This window comes from Segatella baroniae B14, from assembly GCF_022024235.1.
Classification (GTDB): domain Bacteria; phylum Bacteroidota; class Bacteroidia; order Bacteroidales; family Bacteroidaceae; genus Prevotella; species Prevotella bryantii.
Genome location: NZ_CP091800.1, coordinates 369,413 through 395,687 on the forward strand (window position 1 = coordinate 369,413; position 26,275 = coordinate 395,687).

Sequence of the window (26,275 nt, forward strand, 5' to 3'; positions counted from 1 at the left end):
AAGATTGTTATGGAACTTACAGAAGAACAAATAGAACGCTATTCGCGCCACATTCTGCTTCAAGATGTAGGCGTAGAAGGCCAGGAAAAAATAAATAATGCCCGCGTTCTCATCGTTGGTGCAGGTGGCTTGGGTGCTCCTGCTGCGATGTATCTGGCTGCTGCCGGTGTAGGGCATATCGGTATCGTGGATGCCGATGTGGTAGATCTGAGTAATCTTCAACGTCAGATTATCCATTTCACGAAAGATGTTGGTGTAAAGAAGGTAGAGAGTGCTAAGGAAAAAATGCTCGCCATTAACCCTGATATAGAGGTAACTACTTATCACGAATTTCTCTACTCTGATAATGCACGTGAAATAATCAAGCCATGGGATTTTGTAATCGATGGAACAGACAACTTTCCTGTAAAATTCCTTATCAACGATGCTTGTATCCTTGAAAATAAAGCTTTCAGTCATGGTGGTATCCTCCGTTTCAATGGTCAAACCTTTACTCATATACCAGGTTCTGCTTGCTATCGTTGTTTCTTTAAGGAACCACCTCCAGCAGGAGCTGTACCAACCTGTAGTCAGGCCGGAGTACTTGGTGCCATTGCTGGTATGCTTGGAACCATTCAGGCTGCAGAAGCTCTGAAATACATCCTTGGTGTAGGTGATCTGTTGACCAACCGTCTCCTTACCTTCGATGCGAAGACGATGAATTTCCGTACCATCAACGTGAAGAAACGTGATACCTGCGAAATCTGTGGCAGTCATCCTACAATAGATCATTTGATAGATTATGAGCAGGCTGCGTGCGATCTGAAAAACCATTAATATAGAATCTAACGATTCACGAATACAAACCCGTCAAGGAGGAATTGAAAAAATGAAAATCAATGAAGATGTAATAGAGCGCATGATACTACAAGCTCAAGAAGATGCGCCAATTGAAACATGTGGTTATTTGATGGGCAATGACGACGTGGTAACCGAAAGCTACTGGATGGAAAATATCGATCATAGCGAAGAACATTTCTCGTTTGCACCGAAAGATCAGTTTGCTGCACTCAAGTATGCACGTAGTAAAGGACTGAAAATTTTAGCCAACTGGCATTCTCATCCAGCATCACCATCACGACCATCGCAAGAAGATATTCGTATGGCACTCGATCCACGTATCCGCTACGCTATCGTTTCGCTCTTTGAGGGCATTCATATCAATTCGTTTGCCATTCGCGAGGGAGAGGTCATCGATAAGGAGGTGCATTTCGCACAGGAACCATCTGAAGAGTAATAATATTAGAATTTTAGAAAGGAACAAGATATGTATAGAATACCATCAACGCTAGCTGGCGATATCAGCTACACGGAAGAGCTTATACAAAAATTTAAGGCAGGCGAAATTACTGCTGGCCAGTTGAAGTCTAATCGTGTGCCAATGGGTATCTACGAACAGCGTAAAAACCAGCACCACATGCTTCGTATTCGTTGTACAGGCGGTATTATCACTCCTGCACAGTTGGCTATTGTCGCTCAGGTGGGCAAGCAGGTTTCTACATCCCATCTGCATATCACCACTCGTCAGGAGATTCAGATTCATAATGTGGATATCCTCGATGCTATTCCTGCTCTGCGTAAACTGGAGAAGGCAGGTCTTGCTACACAGGGTGGCGGTGGAAATACTGTTCGTAACATGACTACCAACGATTTGAGCGGTCTTACTAGCGATGAGGCTTTCGATGTGTATCCATACGTAGTAGAGCTTACTTCGCGACTCATCGCCGAGAAAGACTCCTTCTCTATGCCTCGTAAGTATAAGATAGCGGTAGATCATAACGTGAAAGATGCTAGTTCTTCTTATGTGGCAGATTTAGGCCTTCAGGCACGCGTGGTAGATGGTAAGCGCGGTTTCCGTGTTCTCGTTGCTGGTAGTACCGCCACTAATCCTCATGTAGGATGGGAAGTATTCGACTTCTTACCCGAAGTAGATCTTCTGAGAGCAGCTAAGGCTCTGAAAAACTGGTTTAATGCTTACGGTAACCGTCGTAATCGCCACAAAGCTCGTATGCGTTACGTATTCTATAAATATGGTGAGGAAGAAGCGAAACGACTCTATTTTGAGGAGTTTGACAAACTGAAGAAAGACGGTTCACTTGATTTTTATGCACCTGCTCTGCCGGTAGAACATCTTACACCCGACTTTGCTCCAGCTGAAGGCATAGCTAAGCATGAGAGTTTCAAGATTTGGAAAAAGCGTTATGCGCACCAGCAGACGAATGAGGAAGGTAAAAAGAAAAACTTCTGGTATGCTTATCTTCCTGTAAGTCATGGTAACAACCGTCCGGAGTTTTTCGCAGAAGTAGCCGAATTTCTTCAAGCATTTGGTAATGATGTTATTCGATTCACCAAGCGCGAGCAGATTCAGGTGCGTAATATACCAGAGGCTTATCTCCCAAATATCTACCAGCTCTTTAAGAAGCTCGGTGCTTATCAGGTAGACTATCCTGTATTTATCAATGCGCTTACCTCTTGTACCGGAGCAGATACTTGTCGATTGGGTATCTGTCTGCCAAAGGGAGCTATCGACGCCATTACTAAGCGTTTATTGGCAAGCGATCTTAATTTTGATGCATTACCTGACCTTCAATTGAGCATGACCGGATGTACCAATATCTGTGCGAATGCTACTTGGGCTGACCTTGGATTCAGTGGTCGTGTAGGTCGTACAGGAGATGATCCATATCCTGCTTATACGGTATGGTTACCTGCTGCTGGTAAAAATGAAATCGACTTGCAACAAGGTTTTATTGCAGCGAAATACATACCAGAATTTGTAGAAGACTACGTTCGTGATATCCTTAACCATTTGGCTGAATATGCTGATTACTATGACTATGTAGCTAACCGAGGGAAAAACGTGGTGAAGGAACTTCTGGTTAAATATAAAGAGGTACCTCCTTATAGCGAGGAGCCAGATACCTATTTCGATTTCGATGACGATGAAAAATTCAGTCTTATCAAGTACGGTCAGGCTGAGTGCTCTGCAGGTCTCTTTGATATCATCGATATCGATCAGGATACCATTGCCCAGAAGCGTAAGCAGCTCGATGAAGCAACATCGATCAGTGTTGACGAAACAGAGAAAATTCTTCACGATATCGTGTTCTCTGAGAATCGCATGCTTTTGGTAACACGCGGTCTTGACCCTCGTACAGACGATGACGTATATCATGGATTCGTTAACGAGTTTATCAACACCGGCATTGTTCCTGCCAAATATCAGATACTAACCGATAAGGCTCGAAACAACCAGCCACTGTTATCAGAGAAGTCGCTCATCTATGAACTGGCCGATCTGCTCAGCGATCTCTATAAGAATATGGACGATTCGTTACAGTTTAAGACCACAACCTCAGCTCCTGTAGAAGTAGTTCCAGCCGAAGAAAAGAAAATCGTTTCAGCCTCGGTTGCTGACGACAAAAAGGCGAGTGCTATCCAGCCAGATGTGAAGAAAGACTTCAGAGGGGTCGCTTGTCCGATGAACTTTGTGAAAACCAAGATTGCTTTGGCACCAATGCAGAGTGGACAGATACTCGAGATACTCCTCGATGACGGTCAGCCTATCGCTAATGTACCAGGTAGTGTTAAGAATGAAGGTCATGAGGTAATTGCTACCGAAAAAGTAGACAACTACTGGAAGGTAAGTATTAAGAAGAAGTAAATAACAATAAAATACATGGAATATCTTCCGATATCAATACGCATATCAGATGCCCGAATCCTTATTGTAGGTGGAGGTAAGGTGGCCACACATAAGGCACAGATACTACATCGGTTTACCGATAAGGCAACGGTTATCGCTAAGGAGATTTCCGATGAGATTAAGGCTCTGCCTTTTACCACCATAGAGCGGCCCTTCCGCGAGAAAGACCTCGACGGCATCAACCTGCTCTTTGTGGTAACAGGCGACCATGAGCTGAATCATCAGATAAAAGACTTAGCTTCTAAGCGAGGCATACTGACGAGTGTGTGTGATGACCCTGCAGCTTGCGATTTCATCTCGCCAGCGATCTACCGGCAAGATAACCTTACAATAGCAGTAGGCAGTGACTCACGCGATGTAAAGCGAAGTATACGAGTAAGAAACCGCATACAACAAGCTATAGAAAACGGTGAACTAGATATTGAATAGGTCTAAGAGAGGACACTTATTCTGTAGTAAAAACAAACGAACGAAAGGAACGAAGCATGAGTAAATTACACAATATAACTAAGCAGCAAGATAATGAAGCAACCATCCGTCCAGGTCAGGTAAAATTGGTAGGATTCGGTCCGGGTGATCCTGATTTACTTACAGTCAAAGCTGTTAAAGCTATCGAGGCAGCTGACATCATTTTCTATGATGATCTCATCTCGAAAGACTATTTAGAGCAGATTGATGCTGAAAAGGTATATGTGGGCAAACGAAGTGGGCATCATTCAGTAGAACAAAGGGATATTAACCAACTTCTTCTTCAGGCTGCTAAAGCCGGTAAGGAAGTGGTAAGACTAAAAGGTGGTGACCCGATGCTCTTTGCTCATGCTGGTGAGGAAATCGAATTCCTTGAGAGTTATGGTATAACCGTAAGTGTTATTCCTGGTATCACCACAGCCAGTGCGATGGCTTCCAGTCTCAAGGTGAGTCTTACCCACCGCCAGTTATCATCTAGTGTAGCATTGGTCAATGGACATTCCAATCGTCCTGAAACCCCTAATGCTGATACCTTGGTATACTATATGGGAGCTGCCAAGTTGCCTCTCATCGCCCGTACTTTGCTTGGTAAGGGTAAATCTGCCGATACCCCAGTAATACTCGTCTACAATGTATCGCATGCAGACGAACAGCGATTCGAAACAACCATCGGTGAGCTGGCTACTGATATCAGAGTATATCCTACACCACTCATAGCGCTTGTAGGCGACGTGGTGGCTACCATGCACCAGCGTGTAGAAGATATCGTCAAGGCCAGAGGCCAACAGTTCGCATTACGCGAACACCATGTGTAATCAATTATAAACCGACAAAAATAAAAGTATATATGGACCAAGAAAGAATAACCCATTTGCGTGAACTTGAATCAGAGTCAATATATGTGCTTCGTGAGGTAGCAGCTCAGTTTGAGCATCCTTGTATCCTCTTCTCGGGAGGTAAGGATTCTATCGTAGTTACCTATCTGGCATACAAAGCATTTTATCCAGCTAAGATTCCTTTCCAGCTGTTGCATATCGACACTGGTCATAACTTTCAGGAGACACTCGATTATCGTGATGCTCTCGTTGAAAAGTTGGGTGCAGACCTTATCATAGGCAGCGTACAGGAGAGTATTGATCAGGGACGTGTGAAAGAGGAAACTGGTTATTATGCCAGTCGTAACCGTCTACAGACTACCACTTTGCTCGATAGTCTTGAGAAATATAAGTTTGATGCTGCTATTGGTGGTGCTCGTAGAGATGAAGAGAAGGCCAGAGCCAAGGAGCGTTTCTTCAGTCATCGTGATGAGTTCGGGCAGTGGAACCCAAAGAACCAGCGTCCAGAGTTGTGGAACATCTTCAACGGTCGTAAAAATATGGGTGAACATTTCCGTGTATTCCCTATATCAAACTGGACCGAGATGGATGTTTGGCAGTATATCTACTTGGAGAATATTCCAATGCCAAGTCTTTACTTTACCCATGAGCGCGAGGTATTCAAGCGAGATGGACAGTGGTTGGCTGCACTCCCAGTAATTCCACGTAAACCTACTGAAGAGGTTGTTAAAATGCAGGTTCGCTGCCGTACAATCGGTGATATTACTTGTACAGGTCTTACAGAGAGCAAGGCTACATCTGTAGCCGATATTATCGACGAAATTGCTGCTACCCGTGTTACAGAGCGTGGAGGACGTGCGGATGACAAACGCTCAGAGACAGCTATGGAAGATCGCAAAAAGGCCGGTTACTTCTAAATCGAAGGTTGGTTATTCAGCTTTCAACTATCAAACTTCATCTTTCACTTTAAATAGAAAATTATGCCAGATACAAGAGGTTATTTAGATATGCAGCTACTCCGCTTCAGTACAGCGGGTAGTGTAGACGATGGTAAGAGTACACTAATAGGACGATTGCTTTACGATAGCAAGTCAATCTTTGAAGATCAGCTTGAAGCCGTAGAAGAGGCTAGTAAGAGTAGAGGTAATGAGGAGGTTAACCTTGCATTGCTTACCGATGGTCTTCGGGCTGAGCGTGAACAGGGAATCACCATTGATGTAGCTTATCGCTATTTTGCTACACCAAAGCGAAAGTTTATCATTGCCGACACTCCGGGACACATCGAGTACACGCGTAACATGGTTACAGGTGCTTCTACAGCAGGATTGTCTATTATCTTGATTGATGCTCGTCATGGTGTGCTTGAACAGACGGTGCGTCATAGCTATATATCATCATTGCTGGGTATTCCTCATATCGTAGTAGCCATTAACAAGATGGACCTCGTAGATTATTCTGAGGAAGTATATCAGAAGATTATTGCTGACTACACCAAAATGTCGGAGATACTTCATATTAAGAATGTGGTATTTATCCCAATCAGCGCCAGAGACGGTGATAATGTGGTTAACCACAGCGATAATATGTCTTGGTACAAAGGGCCTGCTTTGCTCGAATATCTCGAGACGGTGCCCGTAGAGCACAAGCAGGTAACAGAATATTTTCGTTATCCTGTACAGTATGTTATCCGTCCTATCAGCAGTAAGTTCCCTGATTTTCGTGGCTATGCAGGTCGTGTAGCTGGTGGTAAGATTAAGGTAGGCGATAAGGTACGTGTGTTACCTTCAGGACAGGAGAGCACCGTTACCCGTATTAGTCAGGCTGATCGTGAGTTAGAAGAGGCAACATCACCATTGAGCATCGATATCCAGTTGGCTAATGATATAGACATCAGTCGTGGTGATACGCTAGTTAAGGCTGATGAGCCACAGCCCCAGATAGAACAGGATGTAACCATGGATGTATGCTGGTTTAATGAGACACCAGCTCAAGTACGCAAGAAATATATCGTACGCCAGACAACCAGCGAAACTCTCGCTATCGTACGTAGTATTAACTTCCGTCGCAATATCAATACACTTGAGAAAGAGCAGGGGGTAAGCGAACTCAAGATGAACGATATCGCAGAGATTACCATCCATACAGCTAATCCGCTTGTGTTCGACCGTTATCAAGACAATCGTATCACAGGTTCTGTTATCTTTATCGATCCCGATACTAACGAGACTGTAGGAGCTGGTATGATCAAGTAATAAGAATACAAAAACAGTTCTGAATGATATGAGTGAACAAGAAATACAGCAACTGAATGAACGTTTTAGCGATGCGTCAGCTGAGGAAATTGTCGGTTTTTTCCTTGAGCATTTTCAAGGGCGCATCGCCCTTTCTTCATCCTTGAGTATCGAAGATCAGACACTCCTCGATATTATTGTGAAGAAAGATAAGAAGGCTCGTATTTTTACATTAGATACTGGCCGTCTTTTCCCGGAAACTTACCAGCTTATCGATCGTACCAACATGACCTATGGTATTAACATCGAGGTATTTTTTCCTGATTATAAAGAAGTACAGCGTATGGTACGCGAAGAGGGTATTAACCTTTTCTATGGCAGTATAGAGAGCCGTCATCGTTGTTGCCAGATTCGTAAGTTGGAGCCGTTGAAGCGTGCCATGGAAGGAGTGGATGCTTGGATTTGTGGTCTACGCAAAGAACAGTCGGTTACCCGTAAAGATATGCAGGTGGTAGAGTGGGACGATATACATGGCAAGATCAAAATCAATCCACTGATCAATTGGAGTGAGGAGGATGTTTGGAATTATATCAAGACCAATCATGTACCTTATAATAAGTTACACGATAAAGGTTACCCAAGTATAGGCTGCGAACCCTGTACCCGTGCCATCAAACCGGGCGAGGATGTACGTGCCGGTCGTTGGTGGTGGGAAGATCCTGATCATCGCGAATGTGGCTTGCATCAAAAGCACTAAATACAGAGCACCTTCTTCTAAGGGGGTGCTCTTATTGTATGTAGTGGGCGGATATAACAAACGTTAGTGATATGGTTTACCTCGTCCATGGTATTTCGTATACCTCTATTTAGCCGTACCTTTGCCGATGTAAATAGAATATAAACCAATACGTACTACTTAATCATTAGGAAAGGAAGTAAATATGCGAAAAATTATTGTAAACATAGCCAGTTTAGCATGGATAGCAATCATCGGCCTAGGCGCTGTAGCTTGTGGCGGAAACACAAATAGTAAGCATAACTCAGGTGATAAGGGCGAAGAACTATCAGGTAATATTTCTTTGTCTGGTGCTTTTGCCCTCTATCCTTTAGCTGTAAAATGGGCTAACGATTTTGAGAAACTCCATCCGCACGTTTCCATTGATATCTCTGCAGGTGGAGCAGGTAAGGGACTTACCGATGCTCTTTCTGATGTGGTGGATTTGGGTATGGTAAGTCGTGATCTTGATGCTTCTGAAATTGAGCGTGGTGCTGTAGGGTTCGCTGTTGCTAAGGATGCAGTGGTACCAACAATAAATGCCAAGAATCCTGTATATAAAGATTTAGTAGTCAAAGGTGCCAAGCGTCAGACTTTTGTTGATTTGTGGATTACAGGTAAGACTAAAACTTGGGGTCAGATAGCAGGCAATAGCAGTAAGGTTGCGGTGAGTGTGTATACACGAAGTGATGCTTGTGGTGCTGCTGAGACTTGGGCTAAATACTTAGGTAAGAAACAGGAAGACCTGAAAGGTACTGGCGTGTTTGGTGATCCAGGTGTGGCATCTGCTGTACAGAAAGATCAGAATGGTATAGGTCTTAACAATATCGGTTATGCTTACGATAGCAAAAGCGGTAAACTTAATCCAGGTATTGCCATTTTGCCAATCGATGTTAACGAAAATGGAAAAATCGATGATGACGAAAACTTCTATGCTGACCGTTCTCAACTTGTAAAAGCGATAGCTGATGGTAAATACCCTTCACCTCCTGCACGAGACCTCTATTTGGTGGCTCATGGCATACCTAAAAGTCCTGTAGTAAAAGCCTTCCTCAAGTATGTGCTTACGCAGGGTCAGAAGTCTAACGAGGGTCAAGGATATATCACCATCAGCCAGGAAAAACTGCAGAGCAGTTTGAAGAAACTCAAATAAGGCTACTTTTATACACCCCACTAGATGTAGCCATACAGTAAACCTATACGAAATATGAAACAGTTTTTAAGCGTATTCTTCAAGGCCATATTTACACTGGCCATCGGATACACAGTAAATTATTATATTTATTACGGATGAATAATACACGATTATGGAAAGATAAAATAGCAGGTAAGGTGATGGCAGTACTCACCATCGCCTCCCTGTTTCTTGTCGTAGCGATGGGAATAGGTCTCTACCTGAAGTCGGTGCCTATTCTCGAAAAGGAGTCTGTATGGACTTTACTCTCATCGTCAGAATGGAAACCGATGAGTGGTCGCTTTGGTTTTTTCCCATTTCTGATGGGAACCCTCAGCGTAACCCTGCTGGCTGTAGCGTTCGCTCTACCGATATCGCTTTTCATGGCTATTTATCTTACAGAATATTCCCGCAGTGTGGTGCGACGATTTATCTATCCTCTGCTCGATATTCTAGCAGGTTTACCATCTGTGATTTATGGTGTATGGGGTACGCTGCTCATCGTGCCTTGGGTGTCTGGTGTCGTAGCTCCAGCGTTGGGACGCTCTTCCAGTGGATATACGGTGTTGGCAGGCGCAGTAGTACTCGGTGTAATGATATTACCACTGTTGGTAAGTCTTTTTATCGAGCTATTTGCTAATGTGGGTAATGAGTATCGTGAGGCATCTCTCTCGTTAGGTGCTACTCGTTGGCAAACCACCATCCACGTTATTTTGCGTAAAACATTTCCGGGTATTATAGCAGCCATAGTATTGGCTGTAAGTCGTACGTTGGGTGAAACTATCGCTGTGCTGATGGTCTGCGGAAACTTGGCTATCGTACCTAATTCGATACTCGATGCCTTCTATCCGATTCCGGCGCTTATAGCCAATGCCTATGGCGAGATGATGTCCATGCCATTATATGAGTCAGCTCTCATGTTTGCGGCCTTCATACTCTTCTTTGTGGTTCTTGTATTTAATCTGTTCTCACGATTAGTACTCCGCAAGTTTAAACAGTAACCTATTATGCATTTTTAAAAAGTGAAAGTTTATGATTCGTAGTGTCATAGAAGAAAAAATAGCCAAGTCGTTGATGTATCTGTCGGCAGTATTGATACTCTATTTTGTGCTGAGTGTAATCTTCTCTGTATTCAGTCGAGGTCTGCCTGTACTTACTTGGGAAATGATAACTTCAACTCCGGGTGGTGGCTTCTATATTGGCGGTAAGGGTGGATTTCTTAATGCCATTATGGGTTCTGTATATATAGTAGGAGGGTCTACCATTATCGGTTTACTGATTTCTATACCAGTAGTATTCTATCTCAATGTATATCTCAAACCAGACAGTAAGTTTGGTTCTATCGCCCGTCTAGGTTATGATATGCTTTTCGGTATCCCTTCCATCGTGTATGGTGCTTTCGGTTTTACCATCATGGTACTCTTGGGGCTTCGTGCTTCACTTTTAGGAGGTATTATCGTAGTTACGTTACTTATCATTCCAATATTCATCCGATCTATGGACGAGGTAGCCAAGAGTATTCCGAAAGATTTGCTCGAAGCCAGTTTCTCGTTAGGAGCTACCCGTTGGGAAACCATTGGTATCGTGGTACGTCAGATTGCACCGGCGATAGCAACAGCCACCCTGCTTTCTATCGGTAGGGCTATCGGTGATGCTGCAGGGGTAATGTTTACAGCAGGCTTTTCTGATAATATACCCGATAGTCTTTCACGTCCTGCAGCAACTTTACCACTGAGTGTATTTTTCCAACTGAGTGCTCCACAACAAGAAGTGCAGGACAGAGCCTATGCCGCAGCCGTAGTCCTAACGATTATTGTGCTTATTCTTAGTCTTGCCGGTCGTTTCGTACTCAACCGCTTTTCCAAAAATAAAATTTAGTCCTTTTTATATCATATCCCATTGAGAGTGAATGGGGTGTACTTATCCTGACAGGTATCTCTATTATAGAGATACCTGATTGTTTATAATCCAAAACGAAAAGTATCGAATGTTTTCTGTTTATACTCTTTATTGTAGATTATTTGGTTAGTGTCACTACGGCATCATAAGTGTTTCCGTTGTCTGCTGTAATCTCGCTTTCAGCTATGAGCTGTTCATTTGAAAAAGATAGAATAGTCCATACCAGTTTACGTTCAGATCCATCACTCTCTTGATAGGTGATAAAGATGGCAGCATCACCTGCTCGATAGGTTCCCGTAGCCTCTGTGTTGTCGCCCTTCAAAGTAACTTTGCCATTTTCGTCAAATTCGATGTAGCGGTAGGTTACTTCTATCGATGTATCATTGTTGAGTAACTCGTAATCAAGTATCCAAAGTCCGGGTAGGGCATCATTAATGGCTCCCGAATCTTCTAACTTGTCGCACGATGTACTGCATAAAAGGCAGAGCATCAGTAAAATAGTTCGTATAATCGATTTCATCTTGGTTTATAATTATTAAGTCCGAGTAATTTGCTGTATATAAAGTTCAATCGGAAGACGAATAGACAGTTCTTATATTTTTTTCCAAAATTATATATATATTTTCTTCTGTCCAAATATTTTAGAGAATAAAGTAGAAGATATATGATTATTATCATCTATTTTGCCTTTTGCAACCGAGTTGCAAAAAGAAAATGATATCTTTGCAATCGAAAAATGAAAAAGGCTCTCTATATATACCATCTGGTGTTGGCAACTTTTTTGATGTTGCTAACCACAGTGATACCTCATCACCATCATGATGATGAGATATGTATAGAGGTAGAACATGCTGATCATAAGGCAGAGCATGATTCGAGTTGCATCAAGCATATGCTTACTATTCAGGCCGATGATTCTGTGTCGAGACAGACACATGTTTCAGTGCGTTTTGTTCCCCTTTATGCCTTTTTCCGAACTTTATCACGGAAAGCCTTGATGCAGTCTGCAGTCCGAGTGGCATATGCAGAAGTATCAACTTTCTACCATTCTCCCCAAACACGGGGCTTCCATTCTTTACGGGCTCCTCCGTTATAGTTTTAATTGTAGAATGTACATGTGATAGCATGTGCGTGAATATACGATAAAAACTATTTGAAATACTTTTTTAGCAGTAAATATGATTACTAAAATCATTCATTTTTCCATAAACCACAAGTTTATGGTACTGCTCTTATTGGTTGCTATCATCGGTGGCGGCCTATACAGCATGCGTACCATTCATGTGGATTCAACGCCTGATATTACAGATAATCAGGTGCAGGTGATTACGTCATCACCTAATCTGTCAACGCTTGATATCGAGCAATTTGTAACGTATCCTGTAGAGCTTGCTATGAGTAATCTGCCGGGTGTAGAGGATATCCGATCTGTATCCCGTTTTGGTCTGTCTGTGGTAACGGTTGTCTTTCGCGAAGACATGGGTACTTATCGGCCAAGACAGTTGGTGAAGGAGAAACTCGATGAAGTAGAAGAACAGATACCAGAAGGGTTCGGTAAACCAGAAATGGGACCGATTACCACCGGTTTGGGCGAGATATATCAATATACCCTTGTACCTAAAGATACCGCAAAATATTCCCCTCAAGAGTTGCGTACAATGCAAGATTGGGTAATTAAGCGACAACTTGCTATGATTCCTGGAGTGGTAGATGTCAACTCGTTTGGTGGTAGTATCAAACAGTATGAAATTGCCCTTAGTTCAGAACAGCTAAATTCTCGTCATGTATCGATGCAAGAGGTATTTGAAGCTCTCTCTAAAAATAATGTGAATACTGGTGGCGCCTATATCGAGAAAGACCACATGGCGAGTTTTATACGTGGCGAAGGACTCGTGAAATCGATTGATGATATCAAAAATATCGTTGTAAAAAATGAGGAAGGTGTACCAGTGCTTATTAGTGATGTAGCAGAGGATGTTCGTTTCGGGCATCAGGTTCGCTATGGCGCGTTTACCCAAAACGGACATGAGGCTGTAGGTGGTATGATCTTGATGCTTAAGGATGCTAATTCTGATCAGGTAGTCAAGGCTGTTAAGGCCCGTATCGAGGAAGTTCAGAAGAGTTTGCCAACTGATATTCAGATAAAACCGTTTCTTGATCGTAGCAACTTGATAGAGCGTACTACCAGTACCATTGCTCAAAATCTTATAGAGGGTGCACTTATTGTTATCTTTGTACTTGTACTGTTGTTGGGTAGTGTACGAGGTGGTATCATTACGGCATCAGTAATTCCACTGGCCCTGTTGTTTGCATTTATTTTGATGCGCATTTTTCATGTCTCGGCTAATCTGATGAGTTTGGGTGCTATCGACTTCGGTATCATCGTAGACGGTGCGGTGATTATTGTGGAAGGTATTGTACACAGGATAGACCATCTTGTACATCATCACGGTGAAAAAGTCGATTCTAAATATATGGACCATATTAGTTATGAATCGGCTTCCACAATGATGGGGTCTGCCTTTTTCGGACAACTTATTATCCTTATCGTCTTTACCCCGATATTATTTCTTACAGGTGTAAGTGGCAAGATGTTTCAGCCTATGGCGTACACTTTCGCTTTTGCAGTGCTTGGAGCTCTAATACTCTGTCTTACCTATGTACCAGTGGCTAGTAGTCTCTTGCTCAGACCGGTGGGGCATTCCCGCAATAGTATTGTGCGTATGGAGAATAGCTTGAAACATTACAGTGAGTGTATAATGCTTCGTATACAGCGTATATATGAACCTGTACTTCATTTTTCACTTTCGCATAATCGCTTCGTGTTAGGTATAGCTATTGCACTCTTTACGCTATCAGGCTTTATCTTTAGTCGGATGGGAGGTGAATTTATTCCAGAGCTTGATGAAGGCGATATCGCTATGCAGACATTTCTCCGTCCTGGTAGTTCGCTTGAAGAAACCATTAAGCGTGAGGAGGAAGTGGAGCGTCTGTTGTTAAAGCATTTCCCAGAAATCAAGACAATCTGTGCCCGTATTGGTGTTGCTGATATCCCGACCGACCCGATGGGATTCGACTATACCGACTCATTTGTGATACTCGAAAAGGATAAAAGTAAGTGGAAAAATGCCAAGACAAAAGAAGAACTAATCGAGAAAATGCTTGAGAAGTTAAATACCCTTCCAGGATTGAACTATTCTTTCTCACAGCCAGTGGCTTTGCGATTCAATGAACTCCTTACTGGTGTGCGTGAAGATATAGCAGTGAAGGTATATGGCGAAGATCTCGATACGCTGAATATTATTGGCGAAAAGATTGTTAATATTGTTTCAAAGATAGATGGTGCTGAAGATGTCGCTCTAGAACGAACAGCCGGTTTGCCACAGATCACAGTGAAATACGATAGACAACGTATCGCCCGTTATGGACTTGACATTGACAAACTTAACAACTATGTAAGTGCAGCTTTTGCAGGAGCTAAAGCTGGAGTTATTTTTGAAGGCGAAAAGCGATTTGACATGGTGATTCGTTTGGATCAGAAAGAACGCAAGAGCATCGAGGATATTAAGAATCTGTATGTTGACCTGCCCAATGGATCGCTCATTCCTCTGAAAGAAGTTGCTGATATCAGTTATGAGCCTGGACCTATGCAGATTAGCCGTGACAAAGCTTCGAGACGCATCTATGTGGGGGTGAATGTGCGTGGTCGAGACGTACAGTCGCTTGTAGACGAAATACGACATAAGATAGACCGACAGTTGAAGTTGCCTATTGGCTATCATATTACTTACGGAGGTGAATTCCAAAATCTTCAGGATGCACGCGATCGTATGACTATTGTGATGCCGATAGCCCTACTGCTCATTTTTGTATTGCTTTATTTTGCCCTAAAATCAGTGAAGCAAGCTCTCATGATCTATATAGCGGTACCACTCGCTACTATCGGTGGCATTTTGGCCTTGGCTTTAAGAGGTATGCCGTTTAGTATCTCGGCTGGTGTTGGCTTTATTGTACTCTTTGGTGTAGCAGTGCTTAACGGATTGGTTTTGATCAACCGTTTCAACACTTTGCAAAAAGAAGGTATGAGCGATATTCGCCAGCGCGTTATTCAGGGTACTCGTGAGCGATTACGACCTATCCTAATCACGGCTACAGCTGCTATGCTCGGATTCTTACCTATGGCCATTTCCGGATCTGCAGGAGCAGAGGTGCAGCGCCCATTAGCAACCGTTGTTATCGGTGGACTCTTGACGGCTACTGTTCTCACACTGGTCATTGTACCTATATTATATACACTCGAAGAAAAAGTCGGTAAAAACAAAAAAATATGAAGTATTCTGTATTAACATATCATGAGATAATATTGAAGGCTATCGTCTTCTTGGGGGGCTTCTTTGTTGCTGGCCTCGGATTATCTGCTCAGACCTTGGATAAGAATAGGCTCAATATCCAAAGCATCGGACTGAAAGAGGCTCAAGACATTGCCCTTAAAAATTATCCGTCGATGCGAGCTGCTAGACTCCATACGCAGAGTCAGCAGGCGCTTACACCATCAGCTTTCGATCTGGGTGAAACCGAACTCTCTACGGGGGGGGAAGAAATCGGTAAAGGTAACGAAGCAACTTACACGCTTATTGCTCTGCGACAAAATTTCGATATCTTCAGTATTGGAGCCAAGAAAAGTTTCCTACAGCAACAGGTCAAGGTGGCTGAAGCTGAAGAGCAAGTGTTGGAGCGTGAGATCATGCGCCAGGTGGGTATTGACTATATTCATGCATTGGTGGCACACCATCGTACACAGGTATATATGCATCTGGATTCGATATATAGTAACTTCGAAAAGGCAGCTAAATGGCGATATGAAACAGGGGCAACTTCTCAACTGGAATATATCAGTGCTCACCAGCAGACTTCTCAAAATAGGTTGGCGATGCGACAGGCGCTGATGAATGAGAAGATAGCGCTGCAAAATCTAAACCGTTGGTTAGGTGAAAAGACTTCCTATTGTCCGAAAGAACTCATTCTGCCAGATGAAAGTAATGCTCGATTAGCAGAGCACCCCAGTGTGAGTCTGGCTCGTGAGAAAGTAAGGCTTGCTGAGCAGCAGATGAAAGCTGAAAGAGCTGAATTTCTGCCTAAACTGTATGTACAGGGGGGCGCCCAAAAAATAGGAGATAAGTCGGGTTACTGGCAGTATGAGGTAGGGGTGAGCCTGCCGCTATTTAGCAAAACTCGGGGTGCAAAAGCTAAATCAGGGCAATTGCAGCGTGAAGCCGAGCAAGCTCGTCTGGAACAAACCCAATTGCAGTTACAAAGTGAACTGCAGACCCTCAAGGCCAGTGATGAAAAATGGAGTGAGCAACTGAACTATTATCGTGAAGTGGAATTACCCTTGGCCAATGAATTACAACGTGTCGCTATCCGTTCTTACCAACAGGGAGCTATCTCGTATATGGACTTTATCCAAAATATAAAGGAGGGTATCAAGGTGCAACTCGACTATTGGGATACCTATCGCGAATATTTCAGCAACCGTATGAATATGCTATATTATTAAGTTATCAAAATGAAAAAAATATTTCTATATATGACACTTGTCGCCATGACATGGACAAGTTGTACCAATTCATCTAATCAGGAGAATAAAGTGGAAGAAGAGGAAACTTCCGAAATCGAGTCAGAAGTAACAGATGTTACCCTAACCGATGCACAAGTGAAGAAGTTGGGTATAACTTTTGGTGCTTTACCTACCCATGAATTTTCAGGAGAGATTGAAGCCAATGGCAAGTTGGCTGTGGCTCCTCAAAGTCAAGCTTCGGTATCTCCTTATACCGGTGGTAATGTAAAACAGATACTTGTACGAGAAGGACAGCAAGTGACCAAGGGACAGGTATTGGCACTGCTCTCTCATCCCGATTTACTCGACGTACAGAACCGCTATCTTGACGCCTATAATCGTCTTATTTATGTAGGTAAGGAATATGAACGTCAGCGTAAACTCTACAGTGAGAAGATTGGTTCTGGTAAAGATTATCAACAGATTCTTTCAGAGTATCGTCTGCTTCTGGGACAACTTCGTACGACAGGTGCTCAACTTCGCATGATGGGCATTCATCCGGCATCTATAGTCCGTGGTAAAACAGTAACAGCTATCGCCCTTCGTGCACCGATTGCCGGTACTATAGAAGAGATTTCGGCTGAAATCGGACAGTATGTCGATAATCAGATGACGATGTTTCATATAGTGAATTTTAGTAATATCTATGCAGATCTGTTGGTATTTGAGAAAGATTTACCCAAGATACGAGTAGGACAGAAGGTTAATTTCGAACTGAAGTCTGGCTGTGGCGATAAATTTACGGGCAAGATAACTTCTGTAGGCAGAATATTCGACAATAGTCCGAAAGCAGCTCATGTACGTGCTACAATAGTAGGACCGAAATATGAGTTTGTTGAGGGGCTCTATCTTTGTGGAAAAATAGCCTCTGATGCGCACAAGATGTATGCCCTGTCTACAGAGGGTATAGTCTCTGATGCAGGTAAGACCTATGCCTTTACGGTAAGTAGAGGTAAGGGCTCTTACACTTTTCATCCTGTAGAGGTAAACACGGGGAAAGAAGAAAACGGCTATGTAGAGCTGAAACTGATAGATAAACAGAGTCTTCATGCACAGTTTGCTTTGAATGGAGCTTATTATATATTGTCAGAGATGAAGAAAGCTGAAACGGGTGAGGATGATTAATCCTTACCCCTTTTTAAGTCGAAATAACTATTGATCCTTGATACATGTCAAGAATACACCTAAAATGTGCTGAAAAACATAGAATTGTTTGGTGTGTTCGTACACAATGCGTATCTTTGCAGTGTAAAAAAGAAATAAAAGAAAGTATAACGAGACCAATAGGGGTCTCATAAAGATGTAGAAAGGATAATAATTATGATGACATTAATGGTAGTTTTAGCAGTAGTAGTAGCAGTAGCAGCAAATGCAGTAAACGTAAACAACAATATCGCTGCTAACAAGTAAAAAAGGTAAAGTAGCTGTCGATGTTATATGACAGCCTTACAAGCAAATTCTTAAAAACAAAATATATAGACCGGATTTCTTCGAATAGAAGGAATTCGGTTTCTTTTTTGTTGTATTAGTCGATTGTATAGCTATCAATTTAATTTTTTATGTGTCGAAAAGTGTAGCTTTGTAGTAAATTTATGTGTCGAAAAGTGTAGTAAATACTTGTTTTTATGTGTCGAAAAGTGTAGCTTTGCAGCGAATTTATGTGTCGAAAAGTGTAGTAAATACTTGTTTTTATGTGTCGAAAAGTGTAACTTTGCAGCGAATTTATGTGTCGAAAAGTGTTATTGTTATGGAAAGAATAGTGCTAAAACAGCTTATAGAATGGAAGAATAGTGCTGATAGGAAGCCTCTGATTCTAAATGGTGCGCGTCAGGTTGGTAAAACTTGGCTGCTACAAGAACTTGCCCGAAAGGAATACAAGAAACAGGCATATATTGTTTGCAGAAAGAATGAACTTGTTCGGCAGGTGTTTGCTCAAGATTTTGATGTAGAAAGAATCTTACGTGCGTTGTGTGCAATAACAGGAGTAGATATTACCCCAGGGGATACGCTTATAATTCTTGATGAGGTTCAGGATATTCCAGAAGCAATTGAAGCGCTTAAATATTTTAGGGAAGAAGCTCCGCAATATCATATTGCTGTAGCGGGTTCTTTATTGGGAATTTCTTTGCACGAAGGAGTCTCTTATCCGGTTGGGAAAGTGGATGAAATAAATGTTTATCCTATGAACTTTCGTGAGTTCCTTCTTGCTAAAGGTGAGGATGAAATGTGCAAGTTGCTTGATGCAAAAGACTATCAAACCACTAATTTGATACATGAAAAATATGTAGATCTTCTTCGCCAATATTATTATGTTGGTGGAATGCCTGAAGCGGTAAAAAAATATATAGATACTGCAGGACTGCAAGAGGTAAGAAAAATACAAGAGAATATTCTTGTTGGCTACGAAAAAGATTTTTCGAAGCATGCTCCTAAGGATTTGGTTCCCCGAATTCGTCAGGTATGGAAAAGTATGCCGTCGCAATTATTCAAAGAGAACAAAAAATTTATTTATGGTGTAATCAAGAAAGGAGCAAGGGCCAAGGAGTATGAACTAGCAATTCAATGGCTTGTTGATGCAGGTTTAGTATATAAAGTATCAAGATGTACAAAACCGGCTTCACCTTTAGGAATCTATGAAGATGTAAGTGTTTTTAAATTATATATGGTCGACGTGGGTTTGCTTGGTGCTATGGTAAAAGCTGACCCTGCTACAATATTGATCAAAAATAATAAGTTTACAGAATATAAAGGTGGTATGACAGAGCAGTATGTATTACAACAGTTTAAAAGCGAAGGTGTTGCACCTATTTTTTATTTTTCTGCTGATGATAGCCGTTTAGAAATGGATTTTCTTATAGAGGCCAAAGGTAATATAGTACCAATAGAAGTTAAAGCAGAAGAAAATGTAAAAGCAAATTCTTTAATGAACTTTCTGCAAAGACATCCTGATATTACAGGACGTCGATATAGCATGCTGCCGTATATACGTCAAGAGCAGTTGCTGTGTATGCCTTTATATATGGTTTAGTTTGATTCTAAAAAGTATGGTATTACCTTAATTTCGAGAATTAAAATTTACTATTATCCGAAAATATTTGTACATTTGCGAAATCTTCTCATAATAGTAAAAATTACGATGAAGATTCGTAGTTTTTACTATTTATTGGTTTAAGAGTGGCACACCTTCATTTTTATTCTTCTTTTTGTTCAAAGCTATGTAAGTGCCCCATAAAAGTATGATCATGTAACCACTATACTTTTATCGAATAAACATCATACTTTTATCACGTAAACATCATACTTTTAGATAGTCAATATTATACTTTCGTAATTTATTGGGAATGGTGATAGAGATAGAGACATGTGCGTGGTGTCTTTATGATTGTGTATAGTGTACATACGTTCAGGATTCGAATGCATGCAGTCAGAAATGTAATCTTTGTGAGATTTTTTAGCATGAGATTTTCTACACTGGTATTTTGTTAAATCATTTGACAAAAAACAGTGTCACGAAAAATCGTCATCTAGCTCAAAATTTTCAACTTTTGGTCAGCCCATTTGGTACCTAGCGACTGCAGTTAACGCCCACCTCCGGCAAAACCCAAGCTCCTAGGGTGTAAAAGCTTAGGGTTTATCTCGTAAAGTCATAGGTCTTATCGAGTAAACTCTAAGGTTTTACACCCTAGGAGCTTGGGTTTTGCCACCCATTTTCCAATTGGTAAAAATGATACTGCGTAACCTCCTGATAATCAGGTAGATGTAAACTACCGTAAAATTCGCGAATTTAAGTCTTTCCAGCACAGCTGCGACGAATTCGCTAATTACAGAGCCGTTCATGTCAAAAATTCTCGCCAAGAACGCAAAGACGCAATGCTTTTTTTAGTGCGCGAAGAGTTTAAGAATCTAATTTTTTATAGGCTTCATATTCTTTAATAACTTTGCGTCTTAGCGTGCTTTGCGAGATTTTTTTATCCAAGATATTTTTCCGGCATAGTTGCGTCGAATAGGCAAGTTACAGAGTAGTTGATGTAAAATCTCACGCCAAGAGCGCAAAGACGCAAAGCTTTTTTTAGGATGCAAAGATTTTTAGAGTATCCGTTATTTTGTGGAGACATACGGATTTTTTTGTATAGGCTTCATATTCTTTAATAACTTTGCGTCTTAGCGTGCTTTGCGAGATTTTTTTATCCAAGATATTTTTCCGGCATAGTTGCGTCGAATAGGCAAGTTACAGAGTAGTTGATGTAAAATCTCACGCCAAGAGCGCAAAGACGCAAAGCTTTTTTTAGGATGCAAAGATTTTTAGAGTATCCGTTATTTTGTGGAGACATACGGATTTTTTTGTAGAGGCTTTATATTCTTAATGACTTTGCGTCTTAGCGTGCTTTGCGAGATTTTCTTTAATCTTTTACACATTTGATTATATCTTTATATGATTTCATAAAAATAGAATACATTTATCTTATACCATAAAGGCAGATAGATTCCGAAACGAATAAAAATATGAAGAATAGGCTTACCTATTAATCAAAATTTCTATTATATCTCCTGTTTCATTCTTAAATTTCGCAGAAAAAGTCAAATCCTTGCTAGATTTTTCCTTAGCGTTCAGATAATCATTCACACCCGCTATTGGATAATTATTATATTCGGTCAAACAAAATCCTTTTCTAAGTCCCTGTTTGTAAACATCACTATTTGTATTTATCATGGAAACATATAAGTTGCCATTCTCCCAGGAATATACAACATCATCATTTTTCTTTTCTATGCGAACAACTTTTCCCGAAGCATAAGGTTGATAGATCAATTTCTTTCTTTCAGGGTTAATGATGATATTTCCATATTCAAGAATTCTACTTCCTATCAATGTTCCTCCAAAAGCCGCTTTAATAGGTATTTCGCAAAATATTCCTTCACCAAGTCTAAGTTCTTTTAGTTTCATGAATATTTGTTCATTTGGCTTCTCGAGTCCATTAGCACCTCTAGCGGCACTTCCTATATCTCTCCATTCTATCTGCTCCATAAACAAATTTCCACTTTTCCCACTAGCGGATTTGTCATAATACTCAGACTTATCAACACGCATAAATGAATTTGCTCCTGTGTCGAACATCGCCCATCCACTACATCCATATGACATAGAAAATTGTACGTTCAACTTATTTTTATAAGGAATTTCGAAACCGTCTTCTTTGTCGAATACATTTTTAATATCGGTCAAAACGAGCAAACTGTCTTGTAAATTAATCTTTACCGAAATTCCATTTTCAATCAAGCGATAAGCTCCCAACATGCCATCACAGTTTAATGGCATGCCCACATTGATAACTACATAATTATAATTGGAGATAGAAACACTTCCCAATTGGAATTCACGCATAAAACCATATTCGGTTTTGTTTTTCCTCTTGTCAAATCCGCCAAATAGAATACTACCTTGCTGTTCCTTTACGATATTTCCATTCGCACTATCCAACATGAAATCACGAGCTCCAGTATCAAATAGGAACTTGTATTCCTTATTATTTATTTTTACGGGAACATAAATATGTCCATTAATATATGATATTTTTATCGTATCACAAAATCCCTTTTTTGATAAAAGAAGCTCTGTATTGGTAGCAGCAAATAGCAATGAACTTTGTAGAGTATAAAATAACAGTAAAGAAAATAGAACTCTCATACCAATAATACGTTTATAATGATAATATGTCTATATATCTATTTTAATAATAAATACCATAGCTACTTTTTGTATGTTCTCACTTAAAGTAACTAAACGCGAATTCAACAAGCAAGTGCAAATTTAGTTTATATTCTTCATAAAACACTCTTTTGGTATTGAAAAGTTGAGTTTTGCTGTTGGCTAATGTGTTTAAATGTTATAGATTTTGGTATATATTTCATATCTCTTCATGTTTGCTGAGAAAATCGACCAGTTAATAGATTACTTATGTTTATCATCTATTTATTGGTTAATTTTGCAAATTATACAATAAAATAGACTTAGCGAATGACTTGGATTTCATTTTTTTCTTCGATGCTTGGTGTGGAACGGGAAGAGTTTCCACAGAAAGAGTGTGTGACGGCTGAGGCTCAGGCTGAAAAGAAACCGGTAAAGCTACAGCCTGAAAAAATTGTGATTGTAGCTGATGAAAGTCACTATACTTCTTCATGTTTGGTTCAGTTGGCTGAAGAATATCCGGTGATAGTGTGTGAAGATGGACAAAAAGCGATGTTACAGATTTTGGAACAGAAGCCGGCACTGGTCATAGCGAATAGCCAGTTGCCAACTATGAATGGTATTCAGCTCTGTACCTGTATACGAAATAATTTTAATGTCAATGACATTCCTGTTATAATTCTCTCTGATCATCCTTCGGATCAGGAGCGTCTAGATAGTTTGGCATCAGGTGCCAGTGATTATTTTTGTATGTCGGTATCGCTTATCATGCTTCGTACACGTATACATAGTCTTATCAATCAGTATAATACTGTAATCAAAAAGTATGCTGTGAGAGAAATAGAAGGAAAAGCCATACAAGAAATCAACTTGCAGACGCATGATGAGAAGTTGATGGAAAATATTTTAGTTGTGATTAGCAATAACATGAGTAACCCAGAATTGACAGTAGAAACCTTGTCAGAAGGTGTGGGCATAAGTCGAGGCCACTTGTATCGTAAGGTGAGGGAAATGACAAATGACACTCCGCATGCTCTTGTTCGCAAGATACGACTTCAACAAGCGGCTCGACTTTTAGCAGAGCATCATTATAATGTGTCGCGTGTCATGCGCGTTTGTGGCTTCCGTAATGCTTCTTCCTTTGCTCGTATGTTTAAGCAAACTTACGGTAAATCGCCAACCGATTTTATGAATCAGAGTTATTAAGCAGAAAACTTAATAACATGAATTTGTATAAACGTGTATGGGGAAGAATATGTTAACGTTTTCTTCCCCATATATATTGAAGGAAAGTATCTTATTTCGAGAATAGAATCTAAGATGAACTGTGATTATCGAATAAAATTCATTGGATTCCAAGTTTCAGTTTCAGGTTTTTCAGCAGCTTCTACACCATGGAATTTTTTGAGCATCCATGCCATGTTACGACCTAGCTGTCGCATGGTCTGCATACCTTCTTTATCTTGAGCAGCCTCACCTGGAGTACGACCATAAGCGATGTTCCAGTACTGAGATGGAACTTGTGGCATATTCATCATTTCGAACGCCATGTTTAAGGTCTGGAATGCAGCTGAAGCACCACCACGGCGACAAATAGCTACATTAGCAACGGGTTTGAAGCGGAAAGCATTGCCTCCTGCATAAAGCATACGCTGAATAAGGGCCAAAAGGGCACCATTAGGTTGACCATAATAAACTGGCGAACCGAAAACAAAAGCGTCTGCTGTTTCTGCTTTTTCGAGAATGCTGTTGCAGATATCGTCGTTGAATACGCAACGGTTATTTCCTTTTTGGGCGCAGGCACCACAGGCAATGCAACCACGAACGGGCTTGTTGCCAATCTCTACAATCTCTGTCTCAATACCTTCTGCTTCAAGGGTTTTGGCTATTTCTGATAATGCGATAAATGTGTTGCCGTTCTTTACGGCACTTCCGCTAACTAGTAGTACTTTCATCATGTTTTTGTGTAATTGTTTGTTGTTCGTGCGACAAAAATACATAATCTTTTTGAAAAATACGAGTTTATCAATAAAAGATTATATTTGTGCCTCTGTCTTATTTAAAGGAAACAGTTCCTGCATCCTGCAGAATTGTTTCCATGGATGAGCCTTTCACATTTTCATATGTAACCTGTTCTATAGGCTGTTCTGGCAGTCCTACCATTTTAATCAGAGTAGGGCACTGGTCTATGCTGATATTTTTGAAGTGAATATTGCGGAATTTAGGCGTGAGTGCATTCGGTTCTTTTACCGCAAAACGTTCGGCTAGTTTTCCTACATATTCAGGAGAACCCAGCAAGTCCCATTTTATGGCAGTATATTTAGTCTGTTTGGCATGGATATTTTCCATCCAGACATTTTCTGCACCACCACCACGAGGACGACGAGACTTGAAATAGAGAGCAAAGCGAGGATGCTCCATTTCGATATCGTAGACATAGACATTGCGAATCATGGCAGCTGTCTCGCTCCCGATGGTAAATCCACCTGCAGCATTAACTACTTTGCAATGACGTATCACGATATTTTCAGTAGGGCGGTTGCGTTTGACACCATCCATGCCACGGCCAGATTTAAGCGTAAAACAGTCATCGCCACAGTCAAGTGTCGTATACTCTACAAGTCCATTGCGAGAAGAATCGAAGTCGATGCCATCAGTACGAGCGTGTCCGAAACTGTTGACGGTTACATCTCTTATGATGATATTCTCGCAATATACTGGTACGATATTCCAGAATACGGAACGTTCGAGAGTAACACCTTCGAGTAAAACATTACGGCTGTTGACAGGACCAAAGAAGGTAGGCAGACATATTTCTGCTTTCTCTTGATGGTCTATCGTATGTTTTTTCTGTCCATCAAATATACGTTCTTCCATTTTCATCTGCTGTAACTCCTCGCTGACCCCTTGCATCGTATGCTGCATGAGTTCGCAGTCTATATCTGGAGCTACCAGTTTACCTTTTCCGGTAACTGCAATATTTTCAGTTCCGTTGGCATAAATCATGGCACCTAAAGAATAGATGTCTACACCTTCATTGCGTGTAGCGACCACGGGTAGATAGTCTGCAATGCGACCAGAGAAGTGTAGTTCGGCTCCAGCTTCAAGATGTAGGTCTACATGACTTTTTAGGATAAGTCGGCCTGTATACCATTTTCCTGCAGGAATGATGACATGTCCGCCCCCATAGTTGCTTACCTTATCAATAGCTCGCTGGATGGCTTTGGTAGATAGCTTGCCGATTTTAGCCCCCATCTTTCGGATATTGACTTTATAGGCAGCAAATGTAGGACGATAGAGTTGAGGCATATCGAAAGGAGCCTGTATCGGTTCGATATGTGTGGGTACATTCCATTGTGCTTGAAGTTGCACAACAAGGGCCAATAAAAGGGTAGTCAGTACGATTCTTGATTTCATATTTTGAATAGCGTATACATGTTTATATTAGGTTAAAACGTATAATCACTTCATTTTGTCCTCAATCCGTTTGATGAAGGTCAAGAAATGGCTTATTTTATGTTGTATAACATGTTTTTTCTTGTTTTTCTCAATATTTTGGCTTACTTTTGCATTCGGAAAATAGGGATTATAAGGTATGTAAGGGTAGCCAAGTGGCTTACTCATAAGATTTGTAGAAAGGATAATAATTATGACAGCATTAGTGATTGTATTAGCAGTAGTGGTAACCGCAATAGCTATGGCGGTAAATGTAAATAAGAATATCACTGCAGGCAAATAAGCCGCACGCTATATGCAAATAAGCCGAGAATTTTCTCGGCTTATTTGCATATAGGTATAGACCATCTCTTATTTTTTTTCTCTGATTTTTATTCACAGTATGTTT

At 41.0% G+C, this 26,275-nt stretch carries 21 protein-coding genes; 17 read left to right on the forward strand and 4 right to left on the reverse strand.

All coding sequences use genetic code 11. The features are described from left to right. The first annotated feature begins 9 nt into the window (after window positions 1-9). The 11 genes from L6469_RS11750 (at window position 10) to pstA (ending at window position 11,107) form a co-directional block, all read left to right on the forward strand. The gene (locus tag L6469_RS11750; RefSeq protein WP_006283807.1) at window positions 10-816 is read left to right on the forward strand and encodes a HesA/MoeB/ThiF family protein; all 807 of its coding nucleotides are present in this window, start codon (window positions 10-12) and stop codon (window positions 814-816) included. A gap of 52 nt (window positions 817-868) precedes the next feature. Beyond that, window positions 869-1,276 (forward strand): M67 family metallopeptidase, encoded by a 408-nt coding sequence (locus L6469_RS11755; protein WP_006283808.1) that lies wholly within the window; start codon window positions 869-871, stop codon window positions 1,274-1,276. Between the two features lie 30 nt (window positions 1,277-1,306). Then, entirely contained in the window at window positions 1,307-3,703 is a 2,397-nt protein-coding gene (locus L6469_RS11760; protein ID WP_006283810.1) for a sulfurtransferase TusA family protein, read from the forward strand. A 15-nt stretch (window positions 3,704-3,718) separates the two neighbouring features. Further along, window positions 3,719-4,174 (forward strand): bifunctional precorrin-2 dehydrogenase/sirohydrochlorin ferrochelatase, encoded by a 456-nt coding sequence (locus tag L6469_RS11765; RefSeq protein ID WP_006283811.1) that lies wholly within the window; start codon window positions 3,719-3,721, stop codon window positions 4,172-4,174. A gap of 56 nt (window positions 4,175-4,230) precedes the next feature. Further along, window positions 4,231-5,028, forward strand: coding sequence for a uroporphyrinogen-III C-methyltransferase (gene cobA, locus L6469_RS11770; RefSeq protein ID WP_006283812.1), 798 nt, complete (start codon window positions 4,231-4,233; stop codon window positions 5,026-5,028). A gap of 32 nt (window positions 5,029-5,060) precedes the next feature. After that, window positions 5,061-5,966: a sulfate adenylyltransferase subunit CysD gene (gene cysD, locus L6469_RS11775; RefSeq protein ID WP_006283813.1), complete on the forward strand. Its 906-nt coding sequence runs from the start codon at window positions 5,061-5,063 to the stop codon at window positions 5,964-5,966. A 63-nt stretch (window positions 5,967-6,029) separates the two neighbouring features. Further along, the gene (locus L6469_RS11780; protein ID WP_006283814.1) at window positions 6,030-7,301 is read left to right on the forward strand and encodes a sulfate adenylyltransferase subunit 1; all 1,272 of its coding nucleotides are present in this window, start codon (window positions 6,030-6,032) and stop codon (window positions 7,299-7,301) included. Window positions 7,302-7,320: 19 nt separating this feature from the next. Further along, complete coding sequence (locus tag L6469_RS11785) at window positions 7,321-8,037, forward strand: phosphoadenylyl-sulfate reductase (protein ID WP_223918761.1); 717 nt, start codon at window positions 7,321-7,323, stop codon at window positions 8,035-8,037. A 184-nt stretch (window positions 8,038-8,221) separates the two neighbouring features. Continuing rightward, on the forward strand, window positions 8,222-9,208 hold the full coding sequence (locus tag L6469_RS11790) for a PstS family phosphate ABC transporter substrate-binding protein (protein ID WP_006283816.1): 987 nt from the start codon (window positions 8,222-8,224) through the stop codon (window positions 9,206-9,208). 137 nt (window positions 9,209-9,345) lie between these two features. Then, the gene (gene pstC, locus L6469_RS11795; protein ID WP_006283818.1) at window positions 9,346-10,230 is read left to right on the forward strand and encodes a phosphate ABC transporter permease subunit PstC; all 885 of its coding nucleotides are present in this window, start codon (window positions 9,346-9,348) and stop codon (window positions 10,228-10,230) included. A gap of 31 nt (window positions 10,231-10,261) precedes the next feature. Further along, window positions 10,262-11,107 (forward strand): phosphate ABC transporter permease PstA, encoded by an 846-nt coding sequence (pstA, locus tag L6469_RS11800; protein ID WP_006283819.1) that lies wholly within the window; start codon window positions 10,262-10,264, stop codon window positions 11,105-11,107. Between the two features lie 139 nt (window positions 11,108-11,246). Here pstA and L6469_RS11805 read toward each other — a convergent pair whose 3' ends face one another. Continuing rightward, a complete protein-coding gene (locus L6469_RS11805) occupies window positions 11,247-11,648 on the reverse strand; it encodes a hypothetical protein (RefSeq protein ID WP_143007220.1) in 402 nt (133 codons plus the stop codon). Window positions 11,649-11,864: 216 nt separating this feature from the next. On the opposite strand from L6469_RS11805, the gene L6469_RS14835 reads away from it, so the two are divergent. The 5 genes from L6469_RS14835 (at window position 11,865) to L6469_RS11825 (ending at window position 19,773) form a co-directional block, all read left to right on the forward strand. Further along, window positions 11,865-12,224 (forward strand): DUF6769 family protein, encoded by a 360-nt coding sequence (locus tag L6469_RS14835; RefSeq protein WP_074803003.1) that lies wholly within the window; start codon window positions 11,865-11,867, stop codon window positions 12,222-12,224. Between the two features lie 82 nt (window positions 12,225-12,306). Then, window positions 12,307-15,459 (forward strand): efflux RND transporter permease subunit, encoded by a 3,153-nt coding sequence (locus tag L6469_RS11810; protein WP_006283821.1) that lies wholly within the window; start codon window positions 12,307-12,309, stop codon window positions 15,457-15,459. Further along, a complete protein-coding gene (locus tag L6469_RS11815; RefSeq protein WP_006283822.1) occupies window positions 15,456-16,685 on the forward strand; it encodes a TolC family protein in 1,230 nt (409 codons plus the stop codon). Before L6469_RS11810 ends, L6469_RS11815 begins: the two co-directional genes overlap by 4 nt. 9 nt (window positions 16,686-16,694) lie before the next feature. Continuing rightward, window positions 16,695-17,870 carry an efflux RND transporter periplasmic adaptor subunit gene (locus L6469_RS11820; protein WP_006283823.1) on the forward strand — a complete coding sequence of 392 codons (1,176 nt, stop codon included), beginning with the start codon at window positions 16,695-16,697 and terminating at the stop codon, window positions 17,868-17,870. Window positions 17,871-18,492: 622 nt separating this feature from the next. After that, entirely contained in the window at window positions 18,493-19,773 is a 1,281-nt protein-coding gene (locus L6469_RS11825; RefSeq protein ID WP_039871302.1) for an ATP-binding protein, read from the forward strand. A gap of 1,488 nt (window positions 19,774-21,261) precedes the next feature. Here L6469_RS11825 and L6469_RS11830 read toward each other — a convergent pair. Beyond that, complete coding sequence (locus L6469_RS11830) at window positions 21,262-22,431, reverse strand: retropepsin-like aspartic protease (RefSeq protein WP_081456359.1); 1,170 nt, start codon at window positions 22,429-22,431, stop codon at window positions 21,262-21,264. Window positions 22,432-22,761: 330 nt separating this feature from the next. Here L6469_RS11830 and L6469_RS11835 point away from each other — a divergent pair, with 330 nt between their 5' ends. Beyond that, the gene (locus L6469_RS11835) at window positions 22,762-23,637 is read left to right on the forward strand and encodes a helix-turn-helix domain-containing protein (RefSeq protein ID WP_006283826.1); all 876 of its coding nucleotides are present in this window, start codon (window positions 22,762-22,764) and stop codon (window positions 23,635-23,637) included. Window positions 23,638-23,762: 125 nt separating this feature from the next. Here the strand turns inward: L6469_RS11835 and L6469_RS11840 are convergent, their stop codons facing one another. Both L6469_RS11840 and L6469_RS11845 read right to left on the reverse strand, forming a co-directional pair. After that, window positions 23,763-24,386: a flavodoxin family protein gene (locus L6469_RS11840; protein ID WP_039871341.1), complete on the reverse strand. Its 624-nt coding sequence runs from the start codon at window positions 24,384-24,386 to the stop codon at window positions 23,763-23,765. 100 nt (window positions 24,387-24,486) lie between these two features. Then, entirely contained in the window at window positions 24,487-25,848 is a 1,362-nt protein-coding gene (locus L6469_RS11845) for a glycoside hydrolase family 28 protein (protein ID WP_006283828.1), read from the reverse strand. Window positions 25,849-26,275: the final 427 nt, after the last annotated feature.